This is a genomic window from Marinobacter sp. CA1 (assembly GCF_020546665.1).
Classification (GTDB): Bacteria; Pseudomonadota; Gammaproteobacteria; order Pseudomonadales; family Oleiphilaceae; genus Marinobacter; species Marinobacter xestospongiae.
In genome coordinates, this window is sequence record NZ_CP071785.1 from 4636830 (window position 1) to 4662522 (window position 25693).

Below are 25693 nucleotides of genomic sequence, written 5' to 3' on the forward strand. Positions count from 1 at the left end.
TGGCCGATGACTGAACCGCGTTATGACTACATCATCGTTGGCGCCGGCTCCGCCGGCTGCGTGCTGGCCAACCGGCTGACCGAGGACGGTAATCACCGGGTCCTGTTGCTGGAAACCGGCGGCAGCGACAAGAGCATCTTCATCCAGATGCCCACCGCCCTGTCGATCCCGATGAACACCAAGAAGTACGCCTGGCAGTTCGAGACCGAACCGGAGCCGTACCTGGACAACCGTCGCATGCACTGTCCCCGTGGCAAGGTGCTGGGGGGCTCGTCCTCCATCAACGGCATGGTCTACGTCCGTGGCCACGCCCGGGATTTTGACGAGTGGCAGCAGCACGGCGCCGAGGGCTGGGACTACCAGCACTGCCTGCCGTACTTCCGCAAGGCGGAAACCTGGGCCTTCGGTGGTGACCGCTACCGTGGCGACCAGGGCCCGCTGGGGGTGAACAACGGCAACAACATGCGCAACCCGCTGTACAAGGCCTTTGTCGACGCCGGCGTTGACGCCGGTTACCTGGCCACCGACGACTACAACGGTGCCCAGCAGGAAGGCTTCGGGGCGATGCACATGACGGTCAAGAACGGCCGTCGCTGGTCCACCGCCAACGCCTACCTGCGTCCGGCGATGGCGCGGCCCAACCTCACCGTGGTGACCCATGCCCTGGTGCACCGGGTGCTGCTGGACGGCAAGCGCGCGGTCGGTGTGCGCTACGAGAAGGACGGCAAGCTGCACGACGAGCGGGTTGCCCGGGAGGTCATTCTCTCGGCCGGCTCCATCGGCTCGCCGCACCTGCTGCAACTGTCGGGCATCGGCAACCGGGCGCTGCTGGAGCAGGCCGGTGTCGAGGTCAACCATGAGCTGCCGGGGGTGGGCGAGAACCTGCAGGACCACCTGGAGTTCTACTTCCAGTTCCGCTGCAAGCAGCCGGTCTCGCTGAACCGCAAACTGGACTGGTGGAACAAGCTCAAGATCGGGGTGCGCTGGATTCTGCGCAAGGATGGCCTGGGGGCTACCAACCACTTTGAATCCTGCGGGTTCATCCGTTCCAAGGCCGGGGTCGAATGGCCGGACCTGCAGTACCACTTCCTGCCGGCGGCGATGCGTTACGACGGTCGCGAGGCCTTCGATGGCGACGGCTTCCAGCTGCACATTGGCCACAACAAGCCCAAGAGCCGGGGCATTGTCCACATCCAGTCGGACGACCCGCGCCAGCCGCCGCGCATCCGCTTCAACTACCTGCAGCATGAAGCGGACCGGGAAGGTTTCCGGGACTGTGTCCGGCTGACCCGGGAGATCATCAACCAGCCGGCGATGGACGCCTACCGCGGCGCGGAGATCCAGCCCGGCGAACAGATTCAGAGCGACGAGGACATCGACGCCTTCGTGCGTCAGGCGGTGGAGAGCGCCTACCACCCGTCCTGTTCCTGTCGCATGGGCCGCGATGACCTGGCGGTGGTGGACCCGGAGACCCGGGTTCATGGCCTGCAGGGCCTGAGGGTGGTGGATTCATCGATATTCCCGACCATCCCCAACGGCAACCTCAACGCGCCGACCATTATGGTCGCCGAACGGGCGGCCGACCTGATCCGGGGCAGGACGCCCCTGCAACCGACTGACGCCGAGGTCATCATGGATGATCAATGGGCCCAGCGTCAGCGCACGGGCCAGGCCAAACGAACCCCGGCCTGAGTCCGGTCAGGGGCTGCGGCCCCTGCCATGCAAACCATCAGGTTTTAGCGATCGCCGCCTTGCTCCGGCAAGCGGCTCCCTTCGCCTACGCAAGCGATCGCTAAGACCTGGCCCGTTGGCAAGCGGGGGTTTGTGTCCGATTCGAACTAGTAAGGAACCCGGCAATGACGCCACCGGCCATCCGGCTGTGGACGTGCCTGAGCGGTTCCCCAATAATGTAGAGGAGGAACACCCATGCTATTGCGCAAAATGATCGACTGCTTTTACCGGAGGCGCGCATGACACTCTGGTTATCTGCAGGCCTGCTATTCACCTTCGCGGCCATTGCCGTGGTCCTGTTCAAGTGGTGGGACCTCAAGTGCATTGGCGTTACCCCGGTTCACACCTTCACCTTCATTGCGATTCTGTTCACTTCCGGCCTCGATGTCGGGCTGATCATGTTCCCGCTGACCGAGTTCGGCGGCTACGCCGATCTGGCGGCAAGCCCCGAGTACGGCTTTGCCAATCCCCTGGCCATTGAGTTTGGTTTCTGGGCGTTTCTGATCTGGGGATTCTACTTCCTCACCTGCTTCTATTTCTGTGTCATCGAGCCGCGGGTGAAGTTCTTCGATATTCCACTGGTGAAAGTGATCAACAACGTGGTGATCATCGGCACCTGTGCCTTTACCGCCTTCCTGCTGCTGGTGAACCTGCCGTGGTACCTGCCGCAGATCGGTGACGGCGAATCGGTGGTGCCCACCTTCTACCTGATTGTGATGCTGGCGATCGCGGCGGCGGTCTACTCCAGCAGCAACATCCGCTACGTCCGCCTGCTGAGCCTGGGGTCGAGCTGGCTGTTCATCGCCCTGATCGCAATGATGTGGGGCCAGGCGTTCCTCACCGACAACGGCCAGGTCAGTGACTTTTTCGCCACCGCCGGCCTGATCGGTGACTACTTCACCAACTTGCACCAGTTCATGCTGCCGCTGAACGACTACCACGAGTTCTATCTCTACTGGTGGTTCTCCTGGAGCATCATGATTGGCCAGTTCACCGCCCGCTTCATCAGTGGCCTGCGCACCTGGCAGGTGTTTCTGGCGATGCTGGTGTTCCCGTCACTGGCGATCGGCATCTGGTTCAGCGTGCTGTACTACTTCCACGCCGAGAGCCTGGCCATCAGCAGCTTCGTCAACCTGGCGATGATCACTGTGGGCATCCTGATGGTGATCAACTCACTGGATTCGCTGGTGCGGCTGTACACCGACAACCTGGGCCTGACCACCCAGCGCATGGGCAAGCCCATGTACTTCGTGTTCAACTTCGTGGCTCTGGCGGTGCTGACACTGCTGTTCCAGTTCGACTTCCTGCAGATTCAGTGGGTGGGCGCGCTGGTGATTGCGATCTACTTCGGCTGCTTCGGCTACATCCTCCTGCAGAAGCGGGCAGAGGTGGCCTCGATCCAGAGTTCACCGAAGGAAAATACCCTCGATTTCAGCAAGATCGAGTACGTCAGCTAAGCTGATTACCCCGGCATTCCGCCTCTGGCGGGGGCCGGGGTTCCCTCCTCATCCCAGGTCGGTGGCTGATCGCCCCACAACTGCACCTGGAACCCCAGGTCATCGGCCTGGTCCTGAATCTCCGCCAATGACAGCCGTGCCACGCACGGGCCCGCGCCGCTGGGCCAGTGGCCCCGTTGCAGCCAGCGTCGGGCCAGCAGCAGTGCCGGCAGGATGGCCAGGTCGACGTTGTCTCCGGTTGCCATGGTCAGTTGCCAGCACAGGGTCTGGCGCCGGTTACGCCGGTCGGTGCCGGTCATGACCACCTGCAGGGCGGCGGGGTCGGCGCCTGGCTGGGTGGTGAGCGACGGCGCCGGTGCGGGAATCGCCGGCAGTTTCTGGCACGGTGCCGCCAGCGAGCGCAGCCGGGCCATGGCCATCGCCGGCAGCCGACGCCAGTTGCGGGGCACCGCGACCTGCAGCTGTACCCGTTCACTGATCTCGCAGGCGCCGGGCAACAGCACCTGATCGGCGGCATCGGCGGCGATGGTCCAGTGTTGCCCCACCGCGCCCCCGAAGTCCCAGCGACAGGGCAGACGGGTAGCCAGCGGGTAGCGGATTCCCACCTGACGGCCGGGGGCCAGCGCCAGGTCCACCGACGCCAGGGTGGCAAAATCGTCACGATAGTGACTCACCACCGCCGAGGTCAGGCCGGGCGCAGCGGTGGCGCCGCTGACCAGCAATACGCCGGCCTGCTGTGCCGATTGGTTGAGCTGGGCCAGGTTACAGACATGGCGCCGCTCGGTGGCGGTGTCCAGATAATGGGCGCCCACCTGCAGGCAGGCTTCGGCCACCCGCAGGCGGCCACTGCGGAAGGGGCCATCGGCGTCGATGACCAGATCCGGTGCCAGCGCCTGCAGGCGGCTGCTGAAATCGCTTTGCTCCGGTGCCAGCAGGGAGGTGCTGAGCTGGGCCCGCGCCTGCGGGCTGAGCCGGCTGGCCAGGGCCGTGGTGGCGGCCTGACTGGCACCGGCGACCACCAGGTCCAGACCGGCCTGTTGGCTGAGATGGTGACAGAGGCGGGTGCCAAGCGGGCCATACCCGCCTACAACGACTACTCGCTTCATCCTGATTCCCCGAGTCCTTGGGTCGATACGGAGGCGGATTATAGCGGATGGGCGGTGGTCGGCGGCAGGTTGCCAGAAGCGTCACATCGCCCGAATGTGACGACGTTATCACCCGCCGGGTCGACTCAGTGGCCGAACACCGGCAGATAAACGTGCTGGTAGCCGATGGTGACGGCGACGTACAGCAGCAGGCTGGCCATCAGCCGGTTGAACCAGACAAAGTAGCGGGGGTTGGCGATGCGGCGGCCGACGGCGTCGCCCAGCAGGGCGTAAACGCTGGGGGCGCCGAACGCCAGTACCGTGAGTGCGGCGACCCAGGGCAGGATGGCCAGCCCCTCCAGCCCGGCAGCGGGAAACTGAATGGTGGCAATGGGCAGGGTGGCCACCAGGCCCTTGGGGTTGAGCAGCTGCATCACCAGCCCGGAGCGGAAATCCAGAGTGACGCCGTTACCGGCGTCGGGCTCATTCAGCGACGGTTTGGCCCTGACCAGCGCCTGCGCCAGATACAGGATGTAGAGGCAGCCCAGGGCACCGACCACCGACAGCAGCGGTCCCTGCACCAGCTGGCTGCCGAGCAGACCAAACACCAGCAGAAGCAGCAGCATGGCGCAGGCTACCCCGGTGAAGAACCCCAGGGACTGCCGCAGTCGGCCCTGCAGGCCGGAATTGAGGCTGAGCAGGTTGACGGGGCCCGGGGTGTACATCACCCCGAACGCGTAGGCGAAGGTCTCGATCATCGGATATCTTCCTGGTGTTGCGGGCGGACTGTTCCGGGTGGAGTGTTGCGCGGCCTGATTCAGGCGCAGACGCTGGCCTGGTACTGGCGCGGGGTCATGCCGTAGATGCGCTTGAAACGCCGGTTCAGGTGGCTGAGGTCGGCGAAGCCGTAGCGGAACGCCACCTCGTTGGCGGCCTGTCCCGCCTCCAGATCATTGCGGGCGGCGTTGATGCGGCAGTTGAGTACGTACTGGTGCGGGGTGATGCCAAACTGGCGCCGGAACAGACGCAGGAAGTGGTACTTCGACAGGTGCACCGCGTCGCTGATGTCCTCCAGTGCCAGGTCGTCGTCCAGATGAGCATGGATGTAGTCCCGTGCCCGCAGCAGCAGGGTGTCGACCCGGGGGCTCACCGCGTTGGCCTGGTAACGGCCCAGGCGCTGGGCCACCCGGGCAGCCAACTGGTACAGCGCGTGTTCCTGATCCAGCTGGCTGCCGCCGCCGGCGTTCACCAGCTCTGCCAGCTGCAGGATCACCTGACGCAGCGGCGCGTCTGCCAGCAGGGTTTCCCGTAGCCGCAGGCTGCCGTTGTGGGCCTGGCCGGCCGCTTCCGCCAGCAGCGGATCGAGACGGTCGGGGTGGATATAGACCATCACGTAGTTCAGCGGATCGGCGCCGCCGGACTCGCCATCATGCACATCGCCGGCGTGAAAATGGATGATGTGGCCGGGCGTACTGCGGTGAAAATGACCGCCGCTGAAAAAGTCCTGACGACCGCTGAGGGTGACGCCGAAGGCATGTTCCTCGTGGGCATGGCGATCGTAGCGAAAGTCGCTCATGGCGGCCTGCAGTACCGTCAGCTCCGGTATGTGGCTACTCTTGTTGAACTGGAATTGGCTGCGCTGTTCCACGACGGTCTCCGCTGTGACGCCCCTCATCGTGCCGGGGGTCAGGTTCGGACACACTGTAGCCAGATTTGCCGTGGAACGCTTGGACAAAATTGCTCGTCTGCGCCGGAGGATGCCGTGAGCCTGATTGACTGTGTCAGCCTGTTTGCCGTGCTGGTGGCGTTGGCGGCCCTGCCTTCCACCAGTGTGGTGCTGGTGGTGAGCCGGGCAGCCGAGGGCGGCCTGCGGGCCGGAGCCGCGGTGACGGCGGGCATTGTGCTGGGGGACCTGGTGTTCGTCGCTCTGGCCCTGGGGGGCATGGCGGTGCTGGCGCAGACCCTCGGGGGGCTGTTCCTGGTGGTGCGCTGGCTGGCGGGACTGTGGCTGATCTGGCTCGGTATCCAGCTGTGGCGCCGGCCGTCGGCGGCCCCGGCGCCGGTATCGCCGCCATCACGGCGGGGGCTTGCCGGCGGTGTCCTGGCCGGTTTGGCGCTGACGCTGGCGGACCTCAAGGCGATTGTGTTCTACGCCAGCCTGCTGCCGCTGTTCGTCGACCTGGCCCAGCTGACCCCGCGTGACCTGGTGCTGGTGGTGGTGATCGACATCGTGGCGGTGGGTGGGGTCAAACTGATCTACGCCGCGGCGGCCCTTCGAATCGCCCGTCGTCTGGGGCCCAAACCCGGGCTGCGGCGGGTTGCCGCCGGTGCCATGGTCACTGCCGGCGGCTGGTTGCTGGTGCGGTCCTAGGGCCGCGCCGACGAATCAATCGGATGGAATACCCGTGTCAGAACCAGCGCTGAGGGTAGGGCTGGTGCGACACCCAGCGGTGGTAGCCGTAGCCGAAGGCAACGATGGTCACCGCGCCCAGGGCCACCGGTGTGAGCAGGAAGTGCCAGTCCTCCCCCGCCAGCATGATCAGCAGCGGATTGGCGCCAGCCGGCGGGTGGGTGGTGTCTGTCAGCAGCATCACCGTGACCGCCAGGCCAACCGCCAGACCCAGTGACCAGGGCGTCAGCCCGAGCAGATCGGCCACCGCAAGGCCAATGGCGGCGGTAAGTACGTGGCCCAGCACGATGTTGCGGGGCTGCGCCAGCGGGCTGGCGGGCAGGCCGAACAGGATCACCATGGTGGCGCCAAACGGTGCCATCAGCCACAGCGCGCTGTCCAGATTGCTGAGGCTGCTGAGCAGGGTAATGCAGACCGCGGCGCCGAGGCCGGCGATCAGGGGTGTTTTGCTGGCGGTCAGTGACAGGTTCATAACGGGATACTCCGGGTGGTTGGGGGAGAGAGCGTGTTGGCTCACGCAAAGGTAGACCGGTCTGTCTACTTTTTAGGGTAGACAGGTCTGTCTCCCTGTGTCAATCTGCCCGTCACCGTTCAGCGCTGCCAAAGTGGAAACCGCAATATGGACAAACGACAACACCTGGTGACCACCGCCTTCGAGCTGTTCTATCGCGAAGGGGTTCACGCGGTGGGCATCAACCGGGTGCTGGAAGTCGCCGGGGTGGCGAAGAAAACCCTGTACCACCACTTCGACAGCAAGGAAGCACTGGTGGCCGCGGTGGTTGAGTATCGCGATGGCCGCTACCGGGACTGGCTATTGGCACGGATGGCGCGCGCCGGCACGGGCCAGCGTGCGCTGACGGGGCTGTTCGCGGCGCTGGACGACTGGTTCAACGATCGTGATCCGGCCATTCGGCCATTCCACGGCTGCTTTTTTATCAATGTCAGCGCCGAGTACGGCGATCCGGCTCATCCCATTCACCAGTTGTGCGCCGACCACAAACGCGCCATTGCCGCGCAGGTCACCGGGGTGATGGCGCAGATCACCGAGGACCCGGTGCAGCAGGAGCGGCTGGCCCAGGCGGTGCTGTTGCTGAAGGAGGGCTGTATCGTCCAGGCCCATGTCTGTGGTGATCGCAGCGCCGCAGTGCGGGCGGGAGAACTGTTGACGGCGCTGTTGCGGGAGGCCGGTCTGGCCGCTGAGCCGGCATAGGGGATTACCGAAGCGACACTACCGGTGTGAAGGGGCCAGGCGTAATTTTGGTAGCTTGCAAATCAAATCAGAACCAAGCCAAGGAGCACGCCATGTCCAATGACAGTCCACAGCACACCGATACCCTGGGCAGCATCAACCGCCAGATCGTGGCGGACGGCGAAGACCTGCCGGCGGTCCAGTTGCGGGATGGCAGCCGGGTCCAGACCGGCACTGTGGCCGCCATGCTGCAGAACGTTGAGCGTTACAATCGCGGCGAGCGGGGGGAGGTGGAAACCGCCCTCTCGGTGGCCGTACCCACGTTGATCAAGGTGGGCCTGTTCGAACTGTTTTCACCGCAGGAATGGATGGCCGGGGACAACCCCGGACGCCGGTTTGTGGGTGAGCAGGCGCTGGCCTGGCTTGCGGAGCAGAACTGAGGATTACCATGATCAAGGCGCTTCGTTGCCTGCTGTTGATACCGCTGCTGTGGCTGGCGGGCTGTTCGCCCGCCGCCGAGGTACCGGCGTTGCGGCTGAGTGAGGATGAACTGGCCTGGGTAGGGGCCCAGATCTTCCGCAACGAATGCGCCAGCCGCCCTCGGTGCCTGGTGCACTGGAACGAAGGGGAGGCGTTTCCGTCGCTGGGGATCGGCCATTTTATCTGGTACCCGAGCGCGGTGGACGACCGCTTTGTGGAGAGTTTCCCGGAACTGGTTGCCTTCATGACCGAGCGCGGCGTGACGCTGCCCAGCTGGCTGGCGGAGCTGTCGCCTCTGGACGCGCCCTGGCCGGATCGGGCCAGTTTCCTGGCCCAGGCTGACAGCCCCAGGGTGGTTGGCCTGCGGGACTTCCTGCTGCAGCATCAGGGGGTACAGGCGGAGTTCATTTTTGCCCGCGCCCAGACCGCGCTGACGCGGGTGCTGGCAGCGGCGCCGGAGTCCCGGCGTGGCGAGATCGCGGAACAGCTGGCGGCCCTCAGCGCCACACCGGGTGGCGTCTACGCGCTGCTCGATTACGTCAATTTCAAGGGTGAGGGTCTGGCGACCGGTGAGCGCTACCAGGGCCAGGGTTGGGGCCTGTTACAGGTACTGCAGCAGATGACGGCCACTGAGGGGGCCACCGCTCTGGCACGTTTCCGCGATGCCGCCGCTGCGGTGTTGACCCGTCGTGCCGAGCTGGCACCCCGGGCGATTGAGCGGCAGCGCTGGTTGCCGGGCTGGCTGCGGCGGTTGCAAAGCTATCGGGAGCCGGCCATGCTCGGAGACGATAACGCCCAATCCTGACCCGACGGGACACCCACTTCATGACTCAGCCAGCACCCCACTCAACGCCCGGCCCGACCGGCTGGTGGCGCGCCCTGCCTCTGGCGGCCCTGCTGGTGCTTGCCGGTTGCGCCAGTACCCCTGGCCCAGCGCCGCTGGCACCTCCTTCACTGTTGCCCCTGCCGGCCGCTTCAACGGATGGCCAGAGCCGGTTGCAGCAGGTCTTCGAGCACTACCAGGGCACGCCTTACCGGTATGGTGGCACCGATGGCGGTGGCTTTGACTGTTCCGGGTTCATTCGTACCGCCTACCGTGAGGCGCTGGGGCAGGTGCTGCCACGGACCACCGGGCAGATGCTGGCGGCGGGGGCCGCGGTGCCGCCGGGCCAGGTCCGGCCCGGGGATGTGGTGTTCTTTCGACTGCAGGGCAAGGAGCGCCACGCCGGTATTTACCTGGGGCAGGGGCGCTTCATTCACGCCTCCACCTCCGTCGGCGTAACCGCTTCGCGGCTGGACCAGGGCTACTGGCGGCCGCGCTTCAGCCAGGTCCGGCGCTTTCGTTAGCCTTCAAACCCTTTCAACACGTTGACCACATTGACGCCTATGGCGTCGACGTCGTAGCCCCCTTCCATGGTAAACAGCGTGGGCAGCCCCAGCTCTGCCAGTCGCTGCCCCAGGGTGAGGTAGTCGCTGGACTTGAGCTTGAAGAACGAGATCGGGTCTTCCTCGAAGGTGTCCACCCCCAAAGCGATGATCAGGGCGTCCGGAGCGTAGTCGGCGATGCGCTGGCAGGCGGTCTCCAGCCCTTCGCGCCAGACCTCGAACGGGGTGTTGGGCGGGTAGGTGATGTTGAGGTTGTAGCCCTCGCCGTCGCCTTCGCCGGTTTCGTCCTCGAAGCCGAGGAAATGGGGGAATACCAGGTCCGGATCACCGTGCAGGCTGAGGGTCAGCACATCGCTGCGCTGGTAGAAGATGCTCTGGGTGCCGTTGCCGTGGTGGAAGTCGACGTCGAGAATCGCCACCCGTTTGGCGCCCTGGTCGAGGAACGCCTGGGCGGCAATGCCGGCGTTGTTGAAGAAGCAGTAGCCGCCAAACAGTTCTTCGGCAGCATGGTGTCCCGGCGGCCGGCACAGTGCGAAGGCGGCGCGTTCACCCCCGGCCACCAGGGCCTGGGCGGTCAGTGCCACATCCACGGCGGCGCGGGCGGCTTCCCAGGTACCGTCGGTGATCGAGGTTTCGGCGGCAAAGCTGTAGAAGCCCAGGCGGCCGTCGATGTCTTTGGGCAGCCGCTCGCGCATGCCCCGGCCGGACCAGACCGCGGGGATGGCTTCGCCGGGTTTGCCCTCGGCCTGCCAGTCACGCCAGCAATGTTCCAGGAACTCGATGTAGCGATCGCTGTGAATCCGTCGGATCGGCGCCAGCCCATGGGACTCGGGTGGCAGCACCTCACCGAGTTGCTGTTCTTTCACCCGGGCGAGGATGGTTTCTGCCCGGTTGGGGTTCTCATGGGGTGGGATCAGTACCCCGCCGTCCAGTTCGGAGACAGCCGTACGACGGTGGTGCAGGGGCGAATACACGGTTTTCATCGATAACGCTTCCGGTTGACCAAAGGAGCCACTGTCGCACAGCGTCCGGGGCGGCTCAATGGGGCCTTCGTAGGGTCGGGCGCATGCTTGCCGGTTGCAGGCTATTGATTAGTGTCGCTGTAAAGGTGGGACGAATTGGGTAAGCTTGGCCTGGCGATCGGAAGGATCATGTCAGTCTTGTACAGGAGAAGGAGGAATATCATGGATCTGTCGACTTTGCTGCTGTTCGTGCCTGCCTGTTTCGCCCTCAACCTGTTTCCGGGTCCCAACAACCTGGTAGCGCTTGCCAACGGCCAAAAGCAGGGCTTTATGGTGGCATGGTTAGCTGGGCTGGGACGGCTGCTGGCATTCGTGGTCATGATTGCCCTGGCGGCACTGGGATTGGCGGTGATCCTGCAGACCTCGGAACTGGTGTTCCTGGGGCTCAAACTGGTTGGCGCCGGTTACCTGTTCTGGATCGCCCTGCAGATGTGGCGGACACCCGCCGCTGCGGCGGAATCCTTGGCGGAAACGCCGAACCGGGGAGTGCTGGCACTGGCGCAGCAGGAGTTCCTGCTGGCGGCGGGCAACCCCAAGGCAATCCTGATATTCACCGCGTTCTTCCCCCAGTTTATCGATCCTGGCGAGGGCGTGGGCGCCCAGTTTGCCGCGTTGGGGATGGTGTTTCTGCTGCTGGAATGGCTGGTGATAGCCGGTTACGCCGCCTGCGGCCATGTGCTTGGCAATTGGCTGCAGCAGCCCCGCCGTCGCCAGTGGTTCAATCGCGGCTGCGCCAGCGCGTTGGCTGTTGCCGGGGTTGGGCTGCTGGCATCGGACCGCCGGGGTTAACCCGGTGGTCCGTAGGGCCAAAGATTGCAAAACTATGTGTAAAACCAATGAATTGGCGGGTGGACTAATTGCCTTACTAACATAAGTGTCTAAACTGTAACCTCATAATTACGGATAATTATGAGAGTGCTATGGACACACGTAGAAGAACAATCATCGCGGTTTCCCTGACCACCCTGGTGTTGCTTGCGATTGCGGTGACCCTGGGCGTTCGCCACTACTCCGATACGGCTCCCGATACCGACTACCAGGAACTGGCCCAGGGCTGGGACAACCGGGTGCGGGAGCAGATGCACCACCTCAGCTTCGGCTCCCGCATCCTGCCCTACGACTGGCTGCTGCACCTTGAGCAGGCCGACAGCGATGAACCGTTGCGGGACAACGCCCACCTGGCGGGGCTCGGCTTCATTCCCGCCAAGGCCAGCCCGCTCAATCCGGACGGTCTGCCGGTGGGGTTCAGCCGTGACCATGCCCGTGATGGTCAGCTTTGGGCCGGGGTCAACTGCGCCGCCTGCCACACCGGGGTGATTCGTTACAACGGCGAGCAGGCCATCGTCGAGGGCGCCCCGGCGCTGATCGATTTCAGCGGGCTGGAAGCGGCGGTGGAGGCGAGCCTGGCGGCGACCCTGGCTGATGACGGCAAGTTCCAGCGCCTGGTCACGGCGCTGGCACCCGAGGACCCCGACGCCCTGCGCCAGCAGTTGCAACAGCGCCGGGACTACCTGAACTGGCGCCGTGGCATTAACCGCAGTGATACCGCCTACGGCCATGGTCGCCTGGATGCCTTTGGCCAGATCTTCAACACCGTGGCGGTGGAATTGCTGGAGGAGCCCGCCAACGCCCGTCCTGCCAATGCGCCGGTGAGCTATCCGTTCCTGTGGCGGGCCTCCCACCTGGATCTGGTGCAGTGGAACGGTTCCGCTCCCAACAAGGCTCCCGGCCCCCTGATCCAGAACGTCACCACCGCGCTGGCGGTGTACGGCACCGCCAACCTGGTCGATCATTCCGGCCGCACCGGCTACCCCAGCTCGGTGAATGTCAGCAACCTCGGTACCCTGCAGAAGCACTACTACCAACTGCAGGCGCCACGCTGGCCGGTGTCACTGCTGGGCGCCCTGGACAGTGACCGGGTGGCCCGTGGTGAGACCCTCTACCGCAACAACTGCCTGGCCTGCCACCAGCTCAGTGACCGCAACCAGGCCAAGGAATCGCTGCGGGTGACCCTGGTGCCGCTGACCGAAGTGGGTACCGATCCGCGTATGGCGGACAACTTCATCGACGCCCGGGCAGACACCGGCGCCCTGCAGGGCCGCAAGCAGTTCGTGCTGGCGGGTGACCGCTTTGGCGAGCAGGCCCGCACCATCGATATGGTGGTCCATGCCGCCATGGGCGCCACCCTGCGCCATCCGGTGGAGGCGGTGGTGGCCGCGGTGAAGGACTACCAGAAGGTGTATGGCACCCAGCCGGCCAACGAACCCCGCCAGTACAAGGCCCGTCCGCTGGCTGGCGTCTGGGCAACGGCGCCCTACCTGCATAACGGTTCGGTACCGACGCTGTTTGATCTGCTGACGCCGCCGTCCGAGCGTCCCCGGCAGTTCCATGTCGGCAGCGCCCACTTCGATCCGGAACGGGTGGGCTTTGATAGCACCGCCGGAGCGCACACCAGCCTGTTCGACACCTCGCTGCCGGGAAACCACAACGGTGGCCACGTCTATGGCACCGACCTGTCCGAGGCGGACCGGCTGGCGCTGATCGAATACCTCAAGAGTCTGTAGCGGCCGGGATCGGCCCTGAAATCGCACAAGGAACGCATCATGACCCTATCCCTGTCTCAACGTCTCTGGCTCTGGTGTGGCAAGGCCCTGAAATGGCTGGTTATTCTGGCCCTGGTCCTGCTGCTGGCCGCAGTGGCGCTGTTTGCCTGGTACATTCTGTGGCCGACCTCGTCGGTGCCGCCGCTGGAGCAGGTGGACGAAGTGGTGTATCTGGACCAGGGCTGGGGCGTCCGGCGGGAGTCGGCGCCACGCCAGCACTACTATTACACTCCCCAGGGCACCTCCATGCCCCAGGGTGCCACCACCGGGGCGGTCCGCTACGACTGGTTTGTGCATCTGGAACTGCCGTTCTCTGACCAGCGCTTCGCCGATCCGGATCACCTGCGCCAGCTCCGGTTCCTGGTGGACCCGGCGCCCACGGCGGGCAACCCGGACCAGTTGCCGGTCGGTTTCACCCGCCATTTTGATCCGGTCACCGGCGATCAGTTGCTGGATGTCTCCTGCGCCGCCTGCCACACCGGTGAGCTGCACATGGAGCGGGAGGGTCGTCGCTACGCCCTGAGGGTGGACGGTGGCCAGGCCATGCATGCGCTCACCGACACCACCCGTGGTGCCTTTGCCCCGAAACTGGTGGCCTCGCTGTTCTACACCGCGCTGGTGCCGTGGAAGTTCGATGAATTCGCCCGCCGGGTGCTGGCCCAGCGCTACCCGGACGGCAAGGACGAACTGCGTGACAAGCTGTGGGCATCGGTCAGGGCCTTTGCCAGCAGTCCCCAGAACAATCCCTTTGGTCACCTTTACCCGGTGCAGGAAGGTTATGGTCGAACCGACGCGCTGGGGCGCATTGGCAACACCGTCTTTGGCGACCACCTGAAGCCGGCCAACTCGCCGTCCGGCAACTACCAGCCCGGCAACGCCCCGGTCAGTTACCCCTATCTGTGGAACATCTGGAAATTCAGCTGGGTGCAGTACAACGGCTCGGTTGCCCAACCGCTGGCCCGCAATATTGGCGAGGCCATGGGGGTTGGGGCACGGATTCCGCTGTTGAACGATACCGATGGTCCGTTGCCGGCGCCGGAACGTTTCCGCAGTTCGGTAAGGATCGAGGACCTGGTGGCCATCGAGCATACCCTGCAGTCGCTGCAGCCGCCGACCTGGCCCGATACCCTGCTGGGGGAAGTAGACACCGCACTGGCGGACCGGGGCGCCGGGCTGTTTGCTCGCCACTGCCAGAGCTGTCACGGTCCCCATCGGGTGTCGGAGGCTCGCCAGCAGGCGCTGGCACCGCTGAAGCCCTCGGCTGACAGTGAATGGCGCATTGAGGTGATTCCGGCGTCCCAAATCGGCACCGATCCGGCAACCGCCGATGGCTTCATGGATCGCCGTTATGACCTCAGCCCCACCGGCCTGACCGATGCGGATCTGGAAGACGCGTTGCGTCCGTTACTGTACCGGCAGCTGGTGCGCCAGGTGCGATACCGTCTGCGTGAAGTCATTGACGGTCGCCAGCGCCAGGGGCTGGCGCTGGGCGAGTTGCCGGCGTTGCTGGCGGATTACCCGACCCAGTCGCCGGACGCCCGCATTCCGCAGGCCCGCTTCGACGCCCTGCTGGCCAGTCTGAGCGAGCTGGTGGTGCCGTTGCCATCGGTACCGGGAGTGCGTACCCCCGCCCCGGACCCGCTCAGCTGCGACCTCGACTGCCAGACCGTGGCGCTGTTGTGGCAACTCCAGCATGGCCAGGATTACGCCGACATTCAGCTGGATGCGCTGGATGTGACCCGGTTGACCGAGGGCGAGGCCCTGAACGTCGTCGGTATCCTGGTCAAGAACCGCTACTTTGCCGATCAGCGCCTGGACTTTGACCAGCAGCAGTGTGTGGAAGGGTTTGGCACCCTTGACCTGCCGCAGCAGGTTCGCGGCTACAAACCGCGGCCGCTGGCCGGCGTCTGGGCCACGCCTCCGTTCCTCCACAATGGTTCGGTACCGACCATCTACCAGCTGCTGTCGCCGCCGGAAACCCGCAGCGAACGCTTCCTGGTGGGCTCCCGCCGCTATGATCCGGAGCACCTGGGCTACGATGTCCAGAGCGAGGGTGACGGCGACGGCTTCTGGTTTGATACCACCGTGTCCGGCAACCACAACAGTGGTCACGCCTTCGCCGCCGATCCGCAGTTGTGGCAGCAGCACCTGGTGGACCCCGACGCCCAGCCGCTGCCGCAGGGGGTCATTGGCCCCATCCTCAGCCATAACGACAAGATGGCCCTGCTGGAATACCTCAAGGTCCATCGGGATTCCCGCGACCAGGGCTATCAGCCGCCGGCGGCCAACTGCTTTGGGGAGGGCGGGGTATGACCGCCCGGGAACCCCGCCCGGAGCCGGTCTACACCGAAGACTTCAGCGAGGTCGAGGCCGCCGAGCGGCAATGGATTCAGGCCCGGCGACGGGCCTGTGGCCAGGATGTGGCCGAGGATGCGCCCATCACCGCACTGGCGCTGTCCGGTGGCGGTATCCGTTCCGCCACCTTCAACCTGGGGGTGTTGCAGGCCCTGGCCCGGGCCGGGCTGCTGCATCAGGTGGACTACCTGTCGTCGGTTTCCGGCGGTGGCTACATTGCCGCCTGCCTGAGCTGGCTGCGGGCTCACTTTCCGGTCTGTCAGCAGCGGGACATCGCCGCGGCGCCGCTGGCCAATGGCCGTGGTACCGTGCTGGACTGGCTGCGGGCCCATGGCAACTACCTGATCAACGGCAAAGGCATCTCGGGCTGGACTCTGGGAGCCTCCATCCTGGCGGGCACCCTGCTCAATCTGCTGGTGCTGATGCCATTGCTGCTGGGCCTGGTGGCGCTGGCCAGTGCCGAGTGGTGGTCAGTGTCCTGGCCCGTCTGGTTGCACCTGCCCGGGGCTCAGGCCATCTCCGGACATGACGGATTTATCCTGTTGCTGCTGACCGGGTTGGCGAGTGCGGGGCTGTATCTATTGGTGCTGCTGGTGTTTGCCCTGGCCAGTTCCGAACGCGGGCCGGCGGGTCACAGCACCGAACGTCGGTTGCGGCTGGTGTTGGGCTGGTGCCTGGCAACCACCGTCATGGGACTGGTGGTGGGGCTGTTGCCGGTAGTGGCAGATCTGGAGATGGCCGCGCTGAGCCGGTTTGGCAGTGAACGGCTGGCGGGGGTGATGCACCACCTGACGTACCTGGGCCCCATGGCCACCGGGCTGTGGTCGTTGCGACTGGCCCGCAAGCAGGGTGGCGGCCTGGCCGTGGCCGGCCTGGGGTTGTTGCTGTACGGTTTCCTGACCCTGCTGTATTACCTCTGCACCGATACCGGCCTGATCGGTTCCAGCCTCTACATCGGCTGGCTGGGGCTGTCCCTGGTACTGGCCCTGGTGGGCAACATCAACACCCTGTCGATGCACAGCTTTTACCGGGGCCGGCTGGCCGACGCCTACCTGCCGGTGGTTGCCAACCCCGGTTCGGAGACCGCCGACTGGCCCAAGGACCCGCTGCGGTTCCGGCTCACGGAGCTGCATCCGTCCTCCGGGGCACCGCTGCACCTGATCAACACCACCCTCAACACCCGCAATTCCCGCCGCCAGCGGCTGCAAAGCCGGGGCGGCGCGTCGATGGTGCTGAGCCCGCTGTACTGCGGTTCTGCGGCCACCGGCTATCGGCATACCGGTGATTACCTCGGTGGTGCCATGACGCTCTCCACCGCCTTTGCGGTGTCTGGTGCGGCGGTGGACCCGGACACCTTCAGTACCCGTTCCCGCCCGCTCAGTTTTCTGATGACGCTGCTCAATCTGCGGCTCGGGGTGTGGACCCGCAATCCCCGCAGTATCCGCCGGTGGCGCTGGCTGCCGGGCTGGTACCGTTACATGCTGCGGGAAATGCTGGGTCTTGGTCTGGCGGAGTCGGAGGCGGAAATCCACCTTTCCGATGGCGGCCATTTCGACAATCTGGGGCTCTACGAACTGGTTCGCCGGCGCTGCCGGTTCATTGTTATCAGCGATGCCGGTGCCGATCCGGACACCTCGCTGTCGGACCTGGGCCGGGCCATCCAGCGGGTGAGGGCCGACTTCGACGCCGAAGTGATGCTCAGCGCCGATGATCTGGTGCGCCGGACCGTCGACGGTATGGCGGAGCGGGCCTACGTCTGGGGGCGGGTGCGCTATGCCGATGGCAGCGAGGGGCAGATCCTCTACCTGCGGGCGGCGCTGTGTCCGGGGCTCAGCGCCGACATCTACGCCTACTGGCGTCGCAACCCCTCCTTCCCCAACCAGACCACGGCCGACCAGTTCTTCGACGAGATGCAGTTCGACAGCTACCGCCAGCTGGGTCTGGAGCTGATGACCGCAATCCTTGCCGATGCGCCGCGGGATTTTGCAACGCTGTTCGGCCGGGCGGAACACCGGGAAGCCCCAGACTGTCCCCGGACCAGAGACGCCTGACGACAGTTTCTGACAGCGGCCATCAGAGCAGGGGGAGCCAGGCGTCGGCCGGCACCCGGTGGGCCAGGTGGCTCAGTTTGTGGGGATTGCGGGTGATGTAGACATCGGTCACACGGCCATGCTGGAGCGTCAGCGCGGTGGTTTGCAGGGTGCCGTCCTGCTCGACGGAGAGCCAGCCGGGCTGGCCGTTGATCGGCAGCGCTTCCGCCCAGCGCGGGTATCCGCTCTTGCGGGCCAGGGCCAGGAACAGTCGGCACAACCGGTCGACGCCGTCGATCCGCCGCAGTGCCGCCGGCCGGACGCCACCGCCATCGCTGTGCAGGCGGGCATCCTCCACCAGCAGCTGGCGCAGGGTGGATTCGTCGCCACTGCGGGCGGCGGTGAAGAACGCCTCCGCCAGACGCTCGCCATCAGGCGGTGGCGCCGGAAAACGCGGTCGTTCAGCCCGCACCCGATCCCGTGCCCGCTTGGCCAACTGACGGCAGGCGGGCTCGCTGCGGGCCAGTGCCCGCGCGACTTCCTGGAATGGCAGCTCGAACACGTCGTGCAGCAGGAAGGCCGCGCGCTCCAGCGGGCTGAGTCGCTCCAGCGCCAGCATCAGGGCGTAACAGACCTCCTGCTCCAACTGGTGTTCGGCATCTGGGGTGGCCTCGGCAACCAGCGGTTCCGGCAGCCATTCCCCGACGTAGTGTTCACGTCGATGACGGGCTTCCTTCCAGCGGTCCAGACACAGCCGGCTGACCAGGGTGGACAGGTAGGCGGCCGGATTATTGATGTCGCCGAGGCCGATGCCCTGCCAGCGTAACCAGGCATCCTGCAGAATGTCTTCAGCCTCGCTTACCGAACCGAGCATACGAAAGGCCAGCGCCGCCAGTCGCGGGCGCTGGTGCTGGAACAGGGTCAGGGCATCGTCTGTCATGGCTGCTCAGTGATCGTGGCTGGCGGTGGTGCTGCCGGCGGATTCGGTCGGGTGAATCAGGCGGAAGCCAATGGCCAACCGGTTCCAGGTGTTGATGGCACCGATCAGCAGGGTCAAGTCTACCAGCTCGCGGTCGCTGAATTGTGCCTTGGTGGCTTCATAGTCACGGTCCGGGGCGCCGGTGTCCGCCACTAGGGTCAGCGCTTCGGTCCAGGCCAGGGCGGCGCGTTCCCGCGGGCTGTACAGGGGTGACTCGCGCCACGCCGCCAACAGGTGCAGGCGCAACTCGGACTCGCCGGCAGCCCGGGCATCGGTGGTGTGCATGTGCAGACAGAAAGCGCAGCCATTGATCTGCGAGGCTCGGGTCTTGACCAGTTCGATCAGGCTGTACTCCAGCCCGCACTGCTGCAGGTAACCTTCCAGTTTCACCATGGCCTGGTAGGCCTCCGGGGCGGCACCTGGGGGATCGAGTCTTGCTTCCATTGGGAGTCTCCTTGAGGGTTGGGATAAGCTGTCACCCCTTAAGACGACACAGCGTGCGGCGTTGTGACATCAACAGAACATTTTTTCCGGTGACAGACAGGGAGATCACAACAAATGACGGAGATCCGCTTCTCGGCAGAGCAGAAAGCAGACCTGGTGCAGCGGCTGCAGGCCTATTTCGACATCGAGCTGGACCAGGAGCTCAAGCAGTTTGATGCCGAGTTCCTGCTGGATTTCATCGCCCGGGAACTGGGCGTTCACTACTACAACCAGGGCCTGTTCGATGCCCAGGCGGCGCTGTCCAATCGCTTGGACAGCCTGACCGAGGCAATTGACGAGCTGGAAAAACCGCTGCCCTCCCGACGCTGATGGCACTCTTGGGTGAGGGGGCTATGCTGTAGGCAGGTCCATGGCGAAAGGGGAGTATCCCCGGGAGGCAGCATGCTACTGGCCGAAACCGCAACCGGACACCTGGTCGAGGTGCTGGACCTGCAGGCCCTGTTCAACCCGTTTTCCGCCACCGTGCGTGGCTGTCTGCACTTCGGTGAGGAAGCCCAGGACCCCGAGCCGTTCGACAAGACCCGGCTCAGCTTCCCGTCCGGCGAGGCCCTGCCGCGGTGCTGGACGGATGCGGACTACCGCCGAGGTGAGTCCCGCCAATCAGCCTAACGCTGAGGCGTTAATCAGAGGCTCCCCAGGCATTTGATGGCAGTGGCGGCGGCAGAGGTGCGGTTTTCCACCCCCAGCTTGCGAAACACCTGCTCCAGGTGTTTGTTGACGGTGCGTGGGCTCATGTCGAGGATCTGGCCAATCTCCCGGTTGGTTTTACCGTTGGCGATCCACAGCAGCACCTCCGATTCCCGTCCGGTCAGCTCAAAGCGCTGACGCAGCGCCTCGCTGGCGGCATCCGGGCGCTGCGGTTCGTGCAGTCGCAGCAGGTATTCCCGCCGGTCCACCAGGGCCAGGAACTCGATCGCCAGCTCCTGATCCCCCAGGGTGACCGGCAGGCTGTGGCCGGGTTGTGGTAGCCGTTGCAGCCAGCCCGCCAGGCTCTCGCGAAAGCGCTCGCCCGCTGGCTGATCGGCGGCGGGCAAACGCTGCTGGACGGCCGGGGTGGCCCACAGCGTCTCGCCCCGGAGATCGCAGGCGAACAGCTTCTGGCCAGTGCTGTCGAGGGCTGCCCGGGCACTGCGGGCCATGCGGGCATTGGCCAGGTGCACCCGCATGCGGGCCAGCAGCGCGGTGGTATCAATGGGTTTGGTGACATAGTCGACGCCGCCGGCATTGAGCCCCATCACCACATGCTCGGTGTCGCTGAGCCCGGTCATGAAGATCACCGGCGTGTCGGTCAGACCCGGCAGTGCCTTGAGCCGACGGCAGGTCTCAAAGCCGTCCATCTGGGGCATCAGGGCATCCATCAGCACCAGGTCGGGGGTCAGGGTCTGGCCGATGGTCAGGGCCTGGCGTCCCTCCAGGGCCACCAGCACGGTCAGGCCCTCGGCCTCCAGGGCATCACTGACCATGCGGATGCTATCGACGGAATCGTCCACCACCATCACCACCGGGGCGGTGGCGTTGTCAGCATTCAGGTTCATGGCTTTCCTCCAGCTCGGTCAGCAGATCGTCAAAGCGGAAGTCCCCGGCCAGGGCGATCAGTCGATTGGCCGCTGCGTCAGCCAGTACGCCCTGCTCCCGCAGGGTCAGCAGGGTCTGCTGCAGGCCCTTGCGGTGGCCGATGGCCACCAGTTCCGCCAGCGTTCTGCGTTGCTCCGGCGTCAGGGTCGCCGCAAGCGGCGCTGCTGCCGTTGACGGCTCCTGAGGGGCGTTGACGGTCCGGGTCTGCCAGCGCAGATCCAGTTGCAGGGCCAACAATGCCAGCAGGGCGTCGAGGCGCACCGGTTTGAGCAGATAGCCGTTATGGCGTTCGGGCCGATCCTGGCCTTCCTGGGCATCGGCCGACACCATCACCACGGGCAGGGTCGGTGTGTTCTGGCGCAGGGTTGCCAGCACCTGCCAACCGCTCTGTCCGGGCATGGCGACGTCCAGCAGGACCAGGTCGGGGTGGAAGCTGGCCAATTGCCCGGGCACCCGCCAGGGGTTGGCTTCGCCCCGCACCTCAAACCCCAGTGGCGACAGCATGGCGACCATCAGCTGGCGGTGGGACGGGTCGTCGTCCACCACCAGCAGACGGCGGCGGCGGCCGTGGTAGCCGACGATGTCCGCCGGGGGGGGCGGTACCGGGCTGGCAACCGGGGTCTGGCTGGCGAGCATCAGGCTGACCCGGAAGCAACTGCCCTGGCCGGGCTCGCTGTCGACCTGGATGTCGCCGCCCATGATGTCGGTCAGCAGTCGGGTGATGGTGAGCCCGAGACCGGTGCCGGTGCGACTGACGCCGGGGGTACGGATTCGTTCGAAGGGGTGGAAGATGCGCTCGAGGTTGTCGGCGGCGATGCCCTCGCCGGTATCGCGCACGGTGAATTCCGCCACCTGGTTGCGGTAGCGCACGGTCAGTGACACTTCACCGTGGTCGGTGTACTTGATGGCGTTGGACAGCAGGTTGATGAGGATCTGTCGCAGGCGCTTCTCGTCGCCGGTGACCACCGCCGGCAGCCGGCTGGGACCATGGTAATGGAACGCCAGGCCCTTGGTTTCCGCCTGCAGCCGGAACAGGTGCACCAGCTGGGTCATCAGCAGTTCCAGCTGCACTGGCCCGCGGTGCAGCTCCAGCCGTCCGGCTTCAATCTTGGAGATGTCCAGCAGTCCCTCGATGAGGTCGGCAAGGTACTCGCTGCTGCGACGCATGACCGACAGCGCCTCACGACGGTGCTCGGGGATGCTGCGATCGTGCTCCAGCAACTGGGCGTAGCCGAGGATGGCGTTGAGTGGCGACCGCAGCTCGTGACTGATGCCGGTGAGGTAGCGGCTCTTGGCATCGTTGGCGGCCTCGGCGTGCTCCTTGGCCTGTTGCAGGGCCTGATCGGTCTTCTCATGGGCGGCAATCTCCGCCATCAGCAGGCGGGTCTGGCGGTGGGATTCCTCTTCCGCCACCCGCCGGCTTTCCTGGGCCAGCACGAACAGCCAGCACACCACCCCGGTGATGATGATCAGCACCGAGAACACCTGCCACAGGGTGCTGGACATCAGCAGCTGCTCGGTGGCGGAGGTCACCGTGGTGTGGTGGTAGATCAGCGTCAGCAGCAGGCCGCAGGCGCCGTTGATCAGCACCATCAGCGTCAGGAAACGACTGACCCGGGTGCGCAGATGGGGTTGCCAGGCGGCGGGCAACCAGTCACCGAACCAGTGCCGCAGCTGGTCCCGGTAACCGGCACCGGGTTTGCAGCCATCACCGCAGCGGGCGTCCAGGGTGCAGCACAGGGAGCAGATGGTGCCGCCATAGGCGGGGCAGTGGGTGATGTCCTCGGGCTCGAAACGGTGCTGGCAGATGGAGCAGGGGATGCGCTGGCCGCCACTGTCGATGGCCTGCCAGGGCCGGGCAATGTAGTAACGCCCCTTCGTCAGCCAGGCCAGGGTCGGGGCGGCGACCAGGGCGGTGGCCAGGGTCAGGAAGTGGGCCAGGGCCTGGGCGGTCTGGCCCAGGGCGCCGGCGTAACAGAGCATCCCGGTCACGCTTGCCAGGGCCATGCTGCCGACCCCCACCGGGTTGATGTCGTAGAGGTGGGCGCGTTTGAACTCGATGTAGCGCGGGCTCAGCCCCAGCGGTTTGTTGATCACCAGGTCCGCGGCCAGGGCGCCGACCCAGGCCACCGCCACCAGGCCGTAGAACCCGAGCGTGGCTTCCAGCGCACGGTAGATGCCCAACTCCATCACCAGCAGGGCGATGGCGACATTGAACACCAGCCACACCACCCGGCCGGGGTGACTGTGGGTGAGGCGGGAGAAGAAATTGGACCAGGCGATGGAGCCGGCGTAGGCGTTGGTGACGTTGATCTTGAGCTGGCACAGCACCACGAACAGCCCGGTCAGAGCCAGGGCGACGGCAGGTGAAGGCACCAGGTAGCCATACGCCACCTGATACATGGTGACGGGGTTGCTGGCGTCGTCGTCCGCCAGGCCGTGACCGAGGGCGACGGTGACCAGAAACGAGCCGGCGAGGATCTTGAGCACTCCAATCACGATCCAGCCCGGGCCACCGAGTACCACCCAGCTCCACCAGCGTCCGCGCTGGCCCGCCGCCGGTGCCGGCAGGAAACGCAGGAAGTCCACCTGCTCACCGATCTGGGCCATCAGGGAGAACACCACCGCCGAGGCTGCACCAAAAAGCAGCAGGTTGAACTCGTCGCCCTCCGATGACGCACGCCCCTGAAAGTCCTGCCATTGTCCCAGGCTGTCCGGCGCCACCACCGCGATGGCGATGAACGGCAGCAACTGCAGTCCCAGCCACAGCGGCTGGGTCCACAACTGGAAGCGGCTGATGGTACGGATGCCATGGGTGACCAGCGGGATGATCACCAGTGAGCACAGCAGGTAGCCAACGGTCAGCGGCACGCCGGCAACCCGTTCCAGCACCATCGCCATGATGGCGGCCTCAATGGCGAAGAACAGGAAGGTAAAGGACGCGTAGATCAGCGAGGTGAGGGTGGAGCCAATGTAGCCGAAGCCGGCACCGCGGGTCAGCAGATCAATATCGACGCCGTCGCGGGCGGCGTAGTAGCTGATGGGTAAGGCCACCAGGAAGATGATGGCCCCCACCACCAGGGTGGCGGCGAGGGCGTTGGTAAAGCCGAAGCTGAGGGTGATGGCGCCGCCAATGGCTTCCAGGGCGAGGAAGGAAATGGCGCCCAGGGCGGTGTTGACCACTCGCCGGCCGGACCAGTGCCGCGCGCCCTTGGCGGTGAAGCGCAGGGCATAGTCCTCCAGGGTCTGGTTGGCGACCCACTGGTTGTAGCGTCGGCGCACGCGAAAGATGTTTTGCCTGGTGTGCATGGATGGTTTCCGCCAAGGGTTCCCGCTGGCTGTTACAAAAGCCGTGCCATGGTGGTGTTGTAACTCGTTGATCCCGGGAGGCCCATGCGTCAAATGACGTAGCGGGGTGGGGCATTTGCCGAATGGGCCGGCAACGGCGACGTGGACAGAATGTGAGCAGACGGTGGCGGTTCGTGACGCCGTCACTGTCCGAGCTCCAGACAGGATTGCAACCACGTGAGGACCCACCATGACTTCCAGACATTCCCGCATTTCCCCTCCGCCAGCCCGGGGCTGGCAACGGCTGAAAGCCCTGGCGGCCGGACTGATGCTGTCGGCCTCGGCACAGGCGGCGGTGCCCGCCACCGATGAGGTGAACACCACCGGCCTGGCGGTGACCGATGACGCCGTACAGGTCGGCATCCTGCACTCGGTGACCGGCACCATGGCCATCAGCGAGGCCGGGTCGGTGCAGGCCGAAATTCTCGCCATTGAGCAGATCAACGCCATGGGCGGCGTCCTCGGACGCCAGATCGAGTATGTCCAGGAGGACGGCGCCAGCGACTGGCCCACCTTTGCCGAGCGCTCCCGCAAACTGCTGCGGCAGGACAACGTTGCCGCGGTGTTTGGCTGCTGGACCTCGGCCTCCCGCAAGGCCGTACTGCCGATCTTCGAGCAGTACAACGGCATGCTCTACTACCCGACGTTCTACGAGGGCCTGGAACAGTCGCCCAACGTGATCTACACCGGCCAGGAGGCCACCCAGCAGATCCTGGCGGGGCTGGACTGGGTGGCCCGGGAAAAGGGTGCCGAGACGTTTTACCTGCTGGGGTCGGACTACATCTGGCCACGCACCTCCAACAAAATTGCCCGCAAGCACATCGAAGACGTGCTGGGGCTGGAAGTCGTGGGGGAGGATTACTTTCCCCTCGGCCACACCCAGTTCAACTCCGCCATCAACCGCATCCGGCTGAAAAAACCGGATGTGATCTACGCCATCATCGTGGGTGGCTCCAACGTGGCGTTCTATCGCCAGCTGGAAGCGGCCGGCATCGATCTCACCGAGGATGACGTCACCCTGCTGACCATCTCGGTCACCGAAGACGAGATTCTCGGTATCGGGGGCGACAACATCGAAGGCGCCTACGCCGCCATGAAGTACTTCCAGAGCCTCGACAACGCCAATAACCAGGCCTTCGTGGACGCCTTTAAGGCCCGCTGGGGTGAGGATTCGGTGATCGGCGATGTCACCCAGGCGGCCTACCTCGGTCCCTGGCTGTGGAAGGCGGCGGTGGAGAAAGCCGGCTCTTTCGACGTCGACAGGGTGCGCGAGGCCTCCATCGGCCTGGAGTTGGACACCGCGCCGGAAGGCTATGTCCGGGTCCATGAAAACCACCACCTGTGGTCCCGTACCCGCATTGGCCGCGCAGGAGCGGATGGCCAGTACCAGGTGGTCCACGAGACTGCCGAGCTGATGGAACCCGACCCCTTCCCGGAAGGCTACCAGTAAGCCCTTGCCAGGCTGCGCCCGCTCGGGCGCAGCCCGTCGATGCTTCCGTTATCCACAGTGCCTGCCAGCGATGACAGGCCGGAGGACCA

The 25693-nt window shown here is 65.3% G+C and carries 23 protein-coding genes; 14 read left to right on the forward strand and 9 right to left on the reverse strand.

The window, feature by feature from the left end; all coding sequences use genetic code 11:
* Positions 1 to 6 precede the first annotated feature (6 nt).
* Positions 7 to 1692 (forward strand): choline dehydrogenase, encoded by a 1686-nt coding sequence (gene betA / locus J2887_RS21230; protein ID WP_227173113.1) that lies wholly within the window; start codon positions 7 to 9, stop codon positions 1690 to 1692.
* Between the two features lie 278 nt (positions 1693 to 1970).
* On the forward strand, positions 1971 to 3188 hold the full coding sequence (locus J2887_RS21235; RefSeq protein WP_227173114.1) for a BCCT family transporter: 1218 nt from the start codon (positions 1971 to 1973) through the stop codon (positions 3186 to 3188).
* Between the two features lie 5 nt (positions 3189 to 3193).
* Here the strand turns inward: J2887_RS21235 and J2887_RS21240 are convergent, their stop codons facing one another.
* The 3 genes from J2887_RS21240 to J2887_RS21250 form a co-directional block, all read right to left on the reverse strand.
* Complete coding sequence (locus J2887_RS21240) at positions 3194 to 4294, reverse strand: saccharopine dehydrogenase NADP-binding domain-containing protein (RefSeq protein ID WP_227173115.1); 1101 nt, start codon at positions 4292 to 4294, stop codon at positions 3194 to 3196.
* Positions 4295 to 4419: 125 nt separating this feature from the next.
* The gene (locus J2887_RS21245) at positions 4420 to 5031 is read right to left on the reverse strand and encodes a LysE family translocator (protein WP_227173116.1); all 612 of its coding nucleotides are present in this window, start codon (positions 5029 to 5031) and stop codon (positions 4420 to 4422) included.
* Between the two features lie 59 nt (positions 5032 to 5090).
* The gene (locus J2887_RS21250; RefSeq protein WP_227173117.1) at positions 5091 to 5921 is read right to left on the reverse strand and encodes an AraC family transcriptional regulator; all 831 of its coding nucleotides are present in this window, start codon (positions 5919 to 5921) and stop codon (positions 5091 to 5093) included.
* A 114-nt stretch (positions 5922 to 6035) separates the two neighbouring features.
* Here J2887_RS21250 and J2887_RS21255 point away from each other — a divergent pair, with 114 nt between their 5' ends.
* Positions 6036 to 6644: a LysE family translocator gene (locus tag J2887_RS21255; RefSeq protein ID WP_227173118.1), complete on the forward strand. Its 609-nt coding sequence runs from the start codon at positions 6036 to 6038 to the stop codon at positions 6642 to 6644.
* Positions 6645 to 6681: 37 nt separating this feature from the next.
* On the opposite strand, the gene J2887_RS21260 is transcribed toward J2887_RS21255, so the two are convergent.
* Positions 6682 to 7155, reverse strand: a complete 474-nt coding sequence (locus tag J2887_RS21260; protein WP_227173119.1) for an HPP family protein — start codon at positions 7153 to 7155, stop codon at positions 6682 to 6684.
* A gap of 147 nt (positions 7156 to 7302) precedes the next feature.
* Between J2887_RS21260 and J2887_RS21265 the strand changes: the two genes are divergently transcribed.
* The 4 genes from J2887_RS21265 to J2887_RS21280 all read left to right on the forward strand — a co-directional run bounded on the left by J2887_RS21265 (position 7303) and on the right by J2887_RS21280 (position 9699).
* The gene (locus tag J2887_RS21265) at positions 7303 to 7893 is read left to right on the forward strand and encodes a TetR/AcrR family transcriptional regulator (RefSeq protein WP_227173120.1); all 591 of its coding nucleotides are present in this window, start codon (positions 7303 to 7305) and stop codon (positions 7891 to 7893) included.
* A 92-nt stretch (positions 7894 to 7985) separates the two neighbouring features.
* On the forward strand, positions 7986 to 8312 hold the full coding sequence (locus J2887_RS21270; RefSeq protein WP_227173121.1) for a DUF7709 family protein: 327 nt from the start codon (positions 7986 to 7988) through the stop codon (positions 8310 to 8312).
* 8 nt (positions 8313 to 8320) lie between these two features.
* The gene (locus tag J2887_RS21275) at positions 8321 to 9157 is read left to right on the forward strand and encodes a hypothetical protein (protein ID WP_227173122.1); all 837 of its coding nucleotides are present in this window, start codon (positions 8321 to 8323) and stop codon (positions 9155 to 9157) included.
* A 20-nt stretch (positions 9158 to 9177) separates the two neighbouring features.
* Positions 9178 to 9699 carry a C40 family peptidase gene (locus tag J2887_RS21280; RefSeq protein ID WP_227173123.1) on the forward strand — a complete coding sequence of 174 codons (522 nt, stop codon included), beginning with the start codon at positions 9178 to 9180 and terminating at the stop codon, positions 9697 to 9699.
* On the opposite strand, the gene J2887_RS21285 is transcribed toward J2887_RS21280, so the two are convergent.
* Positions 9696 to 10721 carry a histone deacetylase family protein gene (locus J2887_RS21285; RefSeq protein ID WP_227173124.1) on the reverse strand — a complete coding sequence of 342 codons (1026 nt, stop codon included), beginning with the start codon at positions 10719 to 10721 and terminating at the stop codon, positions 9696 to 9698. The two genes, J2887_RS21280 and J2887_RS21285, sit on opposite strands and share 4 nt — an antisense overlap.
* 201 nt (positions 10722 to 10922) lie before the next feature.
* On the opposite strand from J2887_RS21285, the gene J2887_RS21290 reads away from it, so the two are divergent.
* The 4 genes from J2887_RS21290 to J2887_RS21305 all read left to right on the forward strand — a co-directional run bounded on the left by J2887_RS21290 (position 10923) and on the right by J2887_RS21305 (position 17769).
* A complete protein-coding gene (locus tag J2887_RS21290) occupies positions 10923 to 11549 on the forward strand; it encodes a LysE family translocator (RefSeq protein WP_227173125.1) in 627 nt (208 codons plus the stop codon).
* A 131-nt stretch (positions 11550 to 11680) separates the two neighbouring features.
* A complete protein-coding gene (locus J2887_RS21295; protein ID WP_227173126.1) occupies positions 11681 to 13324 on the forward strand; it encodes a di-heme-cytochrome C peroxidase in 1644 nt (547 codons plus the stop codon).
* A 39-nt stretch (positions 13325 to 13363) separates the two neighbouring features.
* The gene (locus tag J2887_RS21300; RefSeq protein ID WP_227173127.1) at positions 13364 to 15676 is read left to right on the forward strand and encodes a c-type cytochrome; all 2313 of its coding nucleotides are present in this window, start codon (positions 13364 to 13366) and stop codon (positions 15674 to 15676) included.
* Positions 15673 to 17769, forward strand: a complete 2097-nt coding sequence (locus J2887_RS21305) for a patatin-like phospholipase family protein (protein ID WP_227173128.1) — start codon at positions 15673 to 15675, stop codon at positions 17767 to 17769. The genes J2887_RS21300 and J2887_RS21305 overlap by 4 nt, the downstream gene beginning before the upstream one ends.
* Positions 17770 to 17791: 22 nt before the next feature.
* On the opposite strand, the gene J2887_RS21310 is transcribed toward J2887_RS21305, so the two are convergent.
* Positions 17792 to 18688, reverse strand: coding sequence for a sigma-70 family RNA polymerase sigma factor (locus tag J2887_RS21310; protein WP_227173129.1), 897 nt, complete (start codon positions 18686 to 18688; stop codon positions 17792 to 17794).
* A gap of 6 nt (positions 18689 to 18694) precedes the next feature.
* Complete coding sequence (locus tag J2887_RS21315) at positions 18695 to 19171, reverse strand: carboxymuconolactone decarboxylase family protein (protein ID WP_227173130.1); 477 nt, start codon at positions 19169 to 19171, stop codon at positions 18695 to 18697.
* Between the two features lie 114 nt (positions 19172 to 19285).
* Here J2887_RS21315 and J2887_RS21320 point away from each other — a divergent pair, with 114 nt between their 5' ends.
* Together J2887_RS21320 and J2887_RS21325 are read left to right on the forward strand one after the other, a co-directional pair.
* Positions 19286 to 19540 (forward strand): DUF2164 domain-containing protein, encoded by a 255-nt coding sequence (locus tag J2887_RS21320; RefSeq protein WP_227173131.1) that lies wholly within the window; start codon positions 19286 to 19288, stop codon positions 19538 to 19540.
* Positions 19541 to 19612: 72 nt separating this feature from the next.
* Complete coding sequence (locus J2887_RS21325; RefSeq protein ID WP_227173132.1) at positions 19613 to 19840, forward strand: acetyltransferase; 228 nt, start codon at positions 19613 to 19615, stop codon at positions 19838 to 19840.
* Positions 19841 to 19854: 14 nt separating this feature from the next.
* Here J2887_RS21325 and J2887_RS21330 read toward each other — a convergent pair whose 3' ends face one another.
* Together J2887_RS21330 and J2887_RS21335 are read right to left on the reverse strand one after the other, a co-directional pair.
* A complete protein-coding gene (locus J2887_RS21330) occupies positions 19855 to 20766 on the reverse strand; it encodes a DNA-binding response regulator (RefSeq protein ID WP_227173133.1) in 912 nt (303 codons plus the stop codon).
* The gene (locus J2887_RS21335) at positions 20750 to 24115 is read right to left on the reverse strand and encodes an ATP-binding protein (protein WP_227173134.1); all 3366 of its coding nucleotides are present in this window, start codon (positions 24113 to 24115) and stop codon (positions 20750 to 20752) included. Before J2887_RS21335 ends, J2887_RS21330 begins: the two co-directional genes overlap by 17 nt.
* Before the next feature lie 307 nt (positions 24116 to 24422).
* Between J2887_RS21335 and urtA the strand changes: the two genes are divergently transcribed.
* A complete protein-coding gene (urtA, locus tag J2887_RS21340) occupies positions 24423 to 25604 on the forward strand; it encodes an urea ABC transporter substrate-binding protein (RefSeq protein WP_227176188.1) in 1182 nt (393 codons plus the stop codon).
* Positions 25605 to 25693 lie beyond the last annotated feature (89 nt).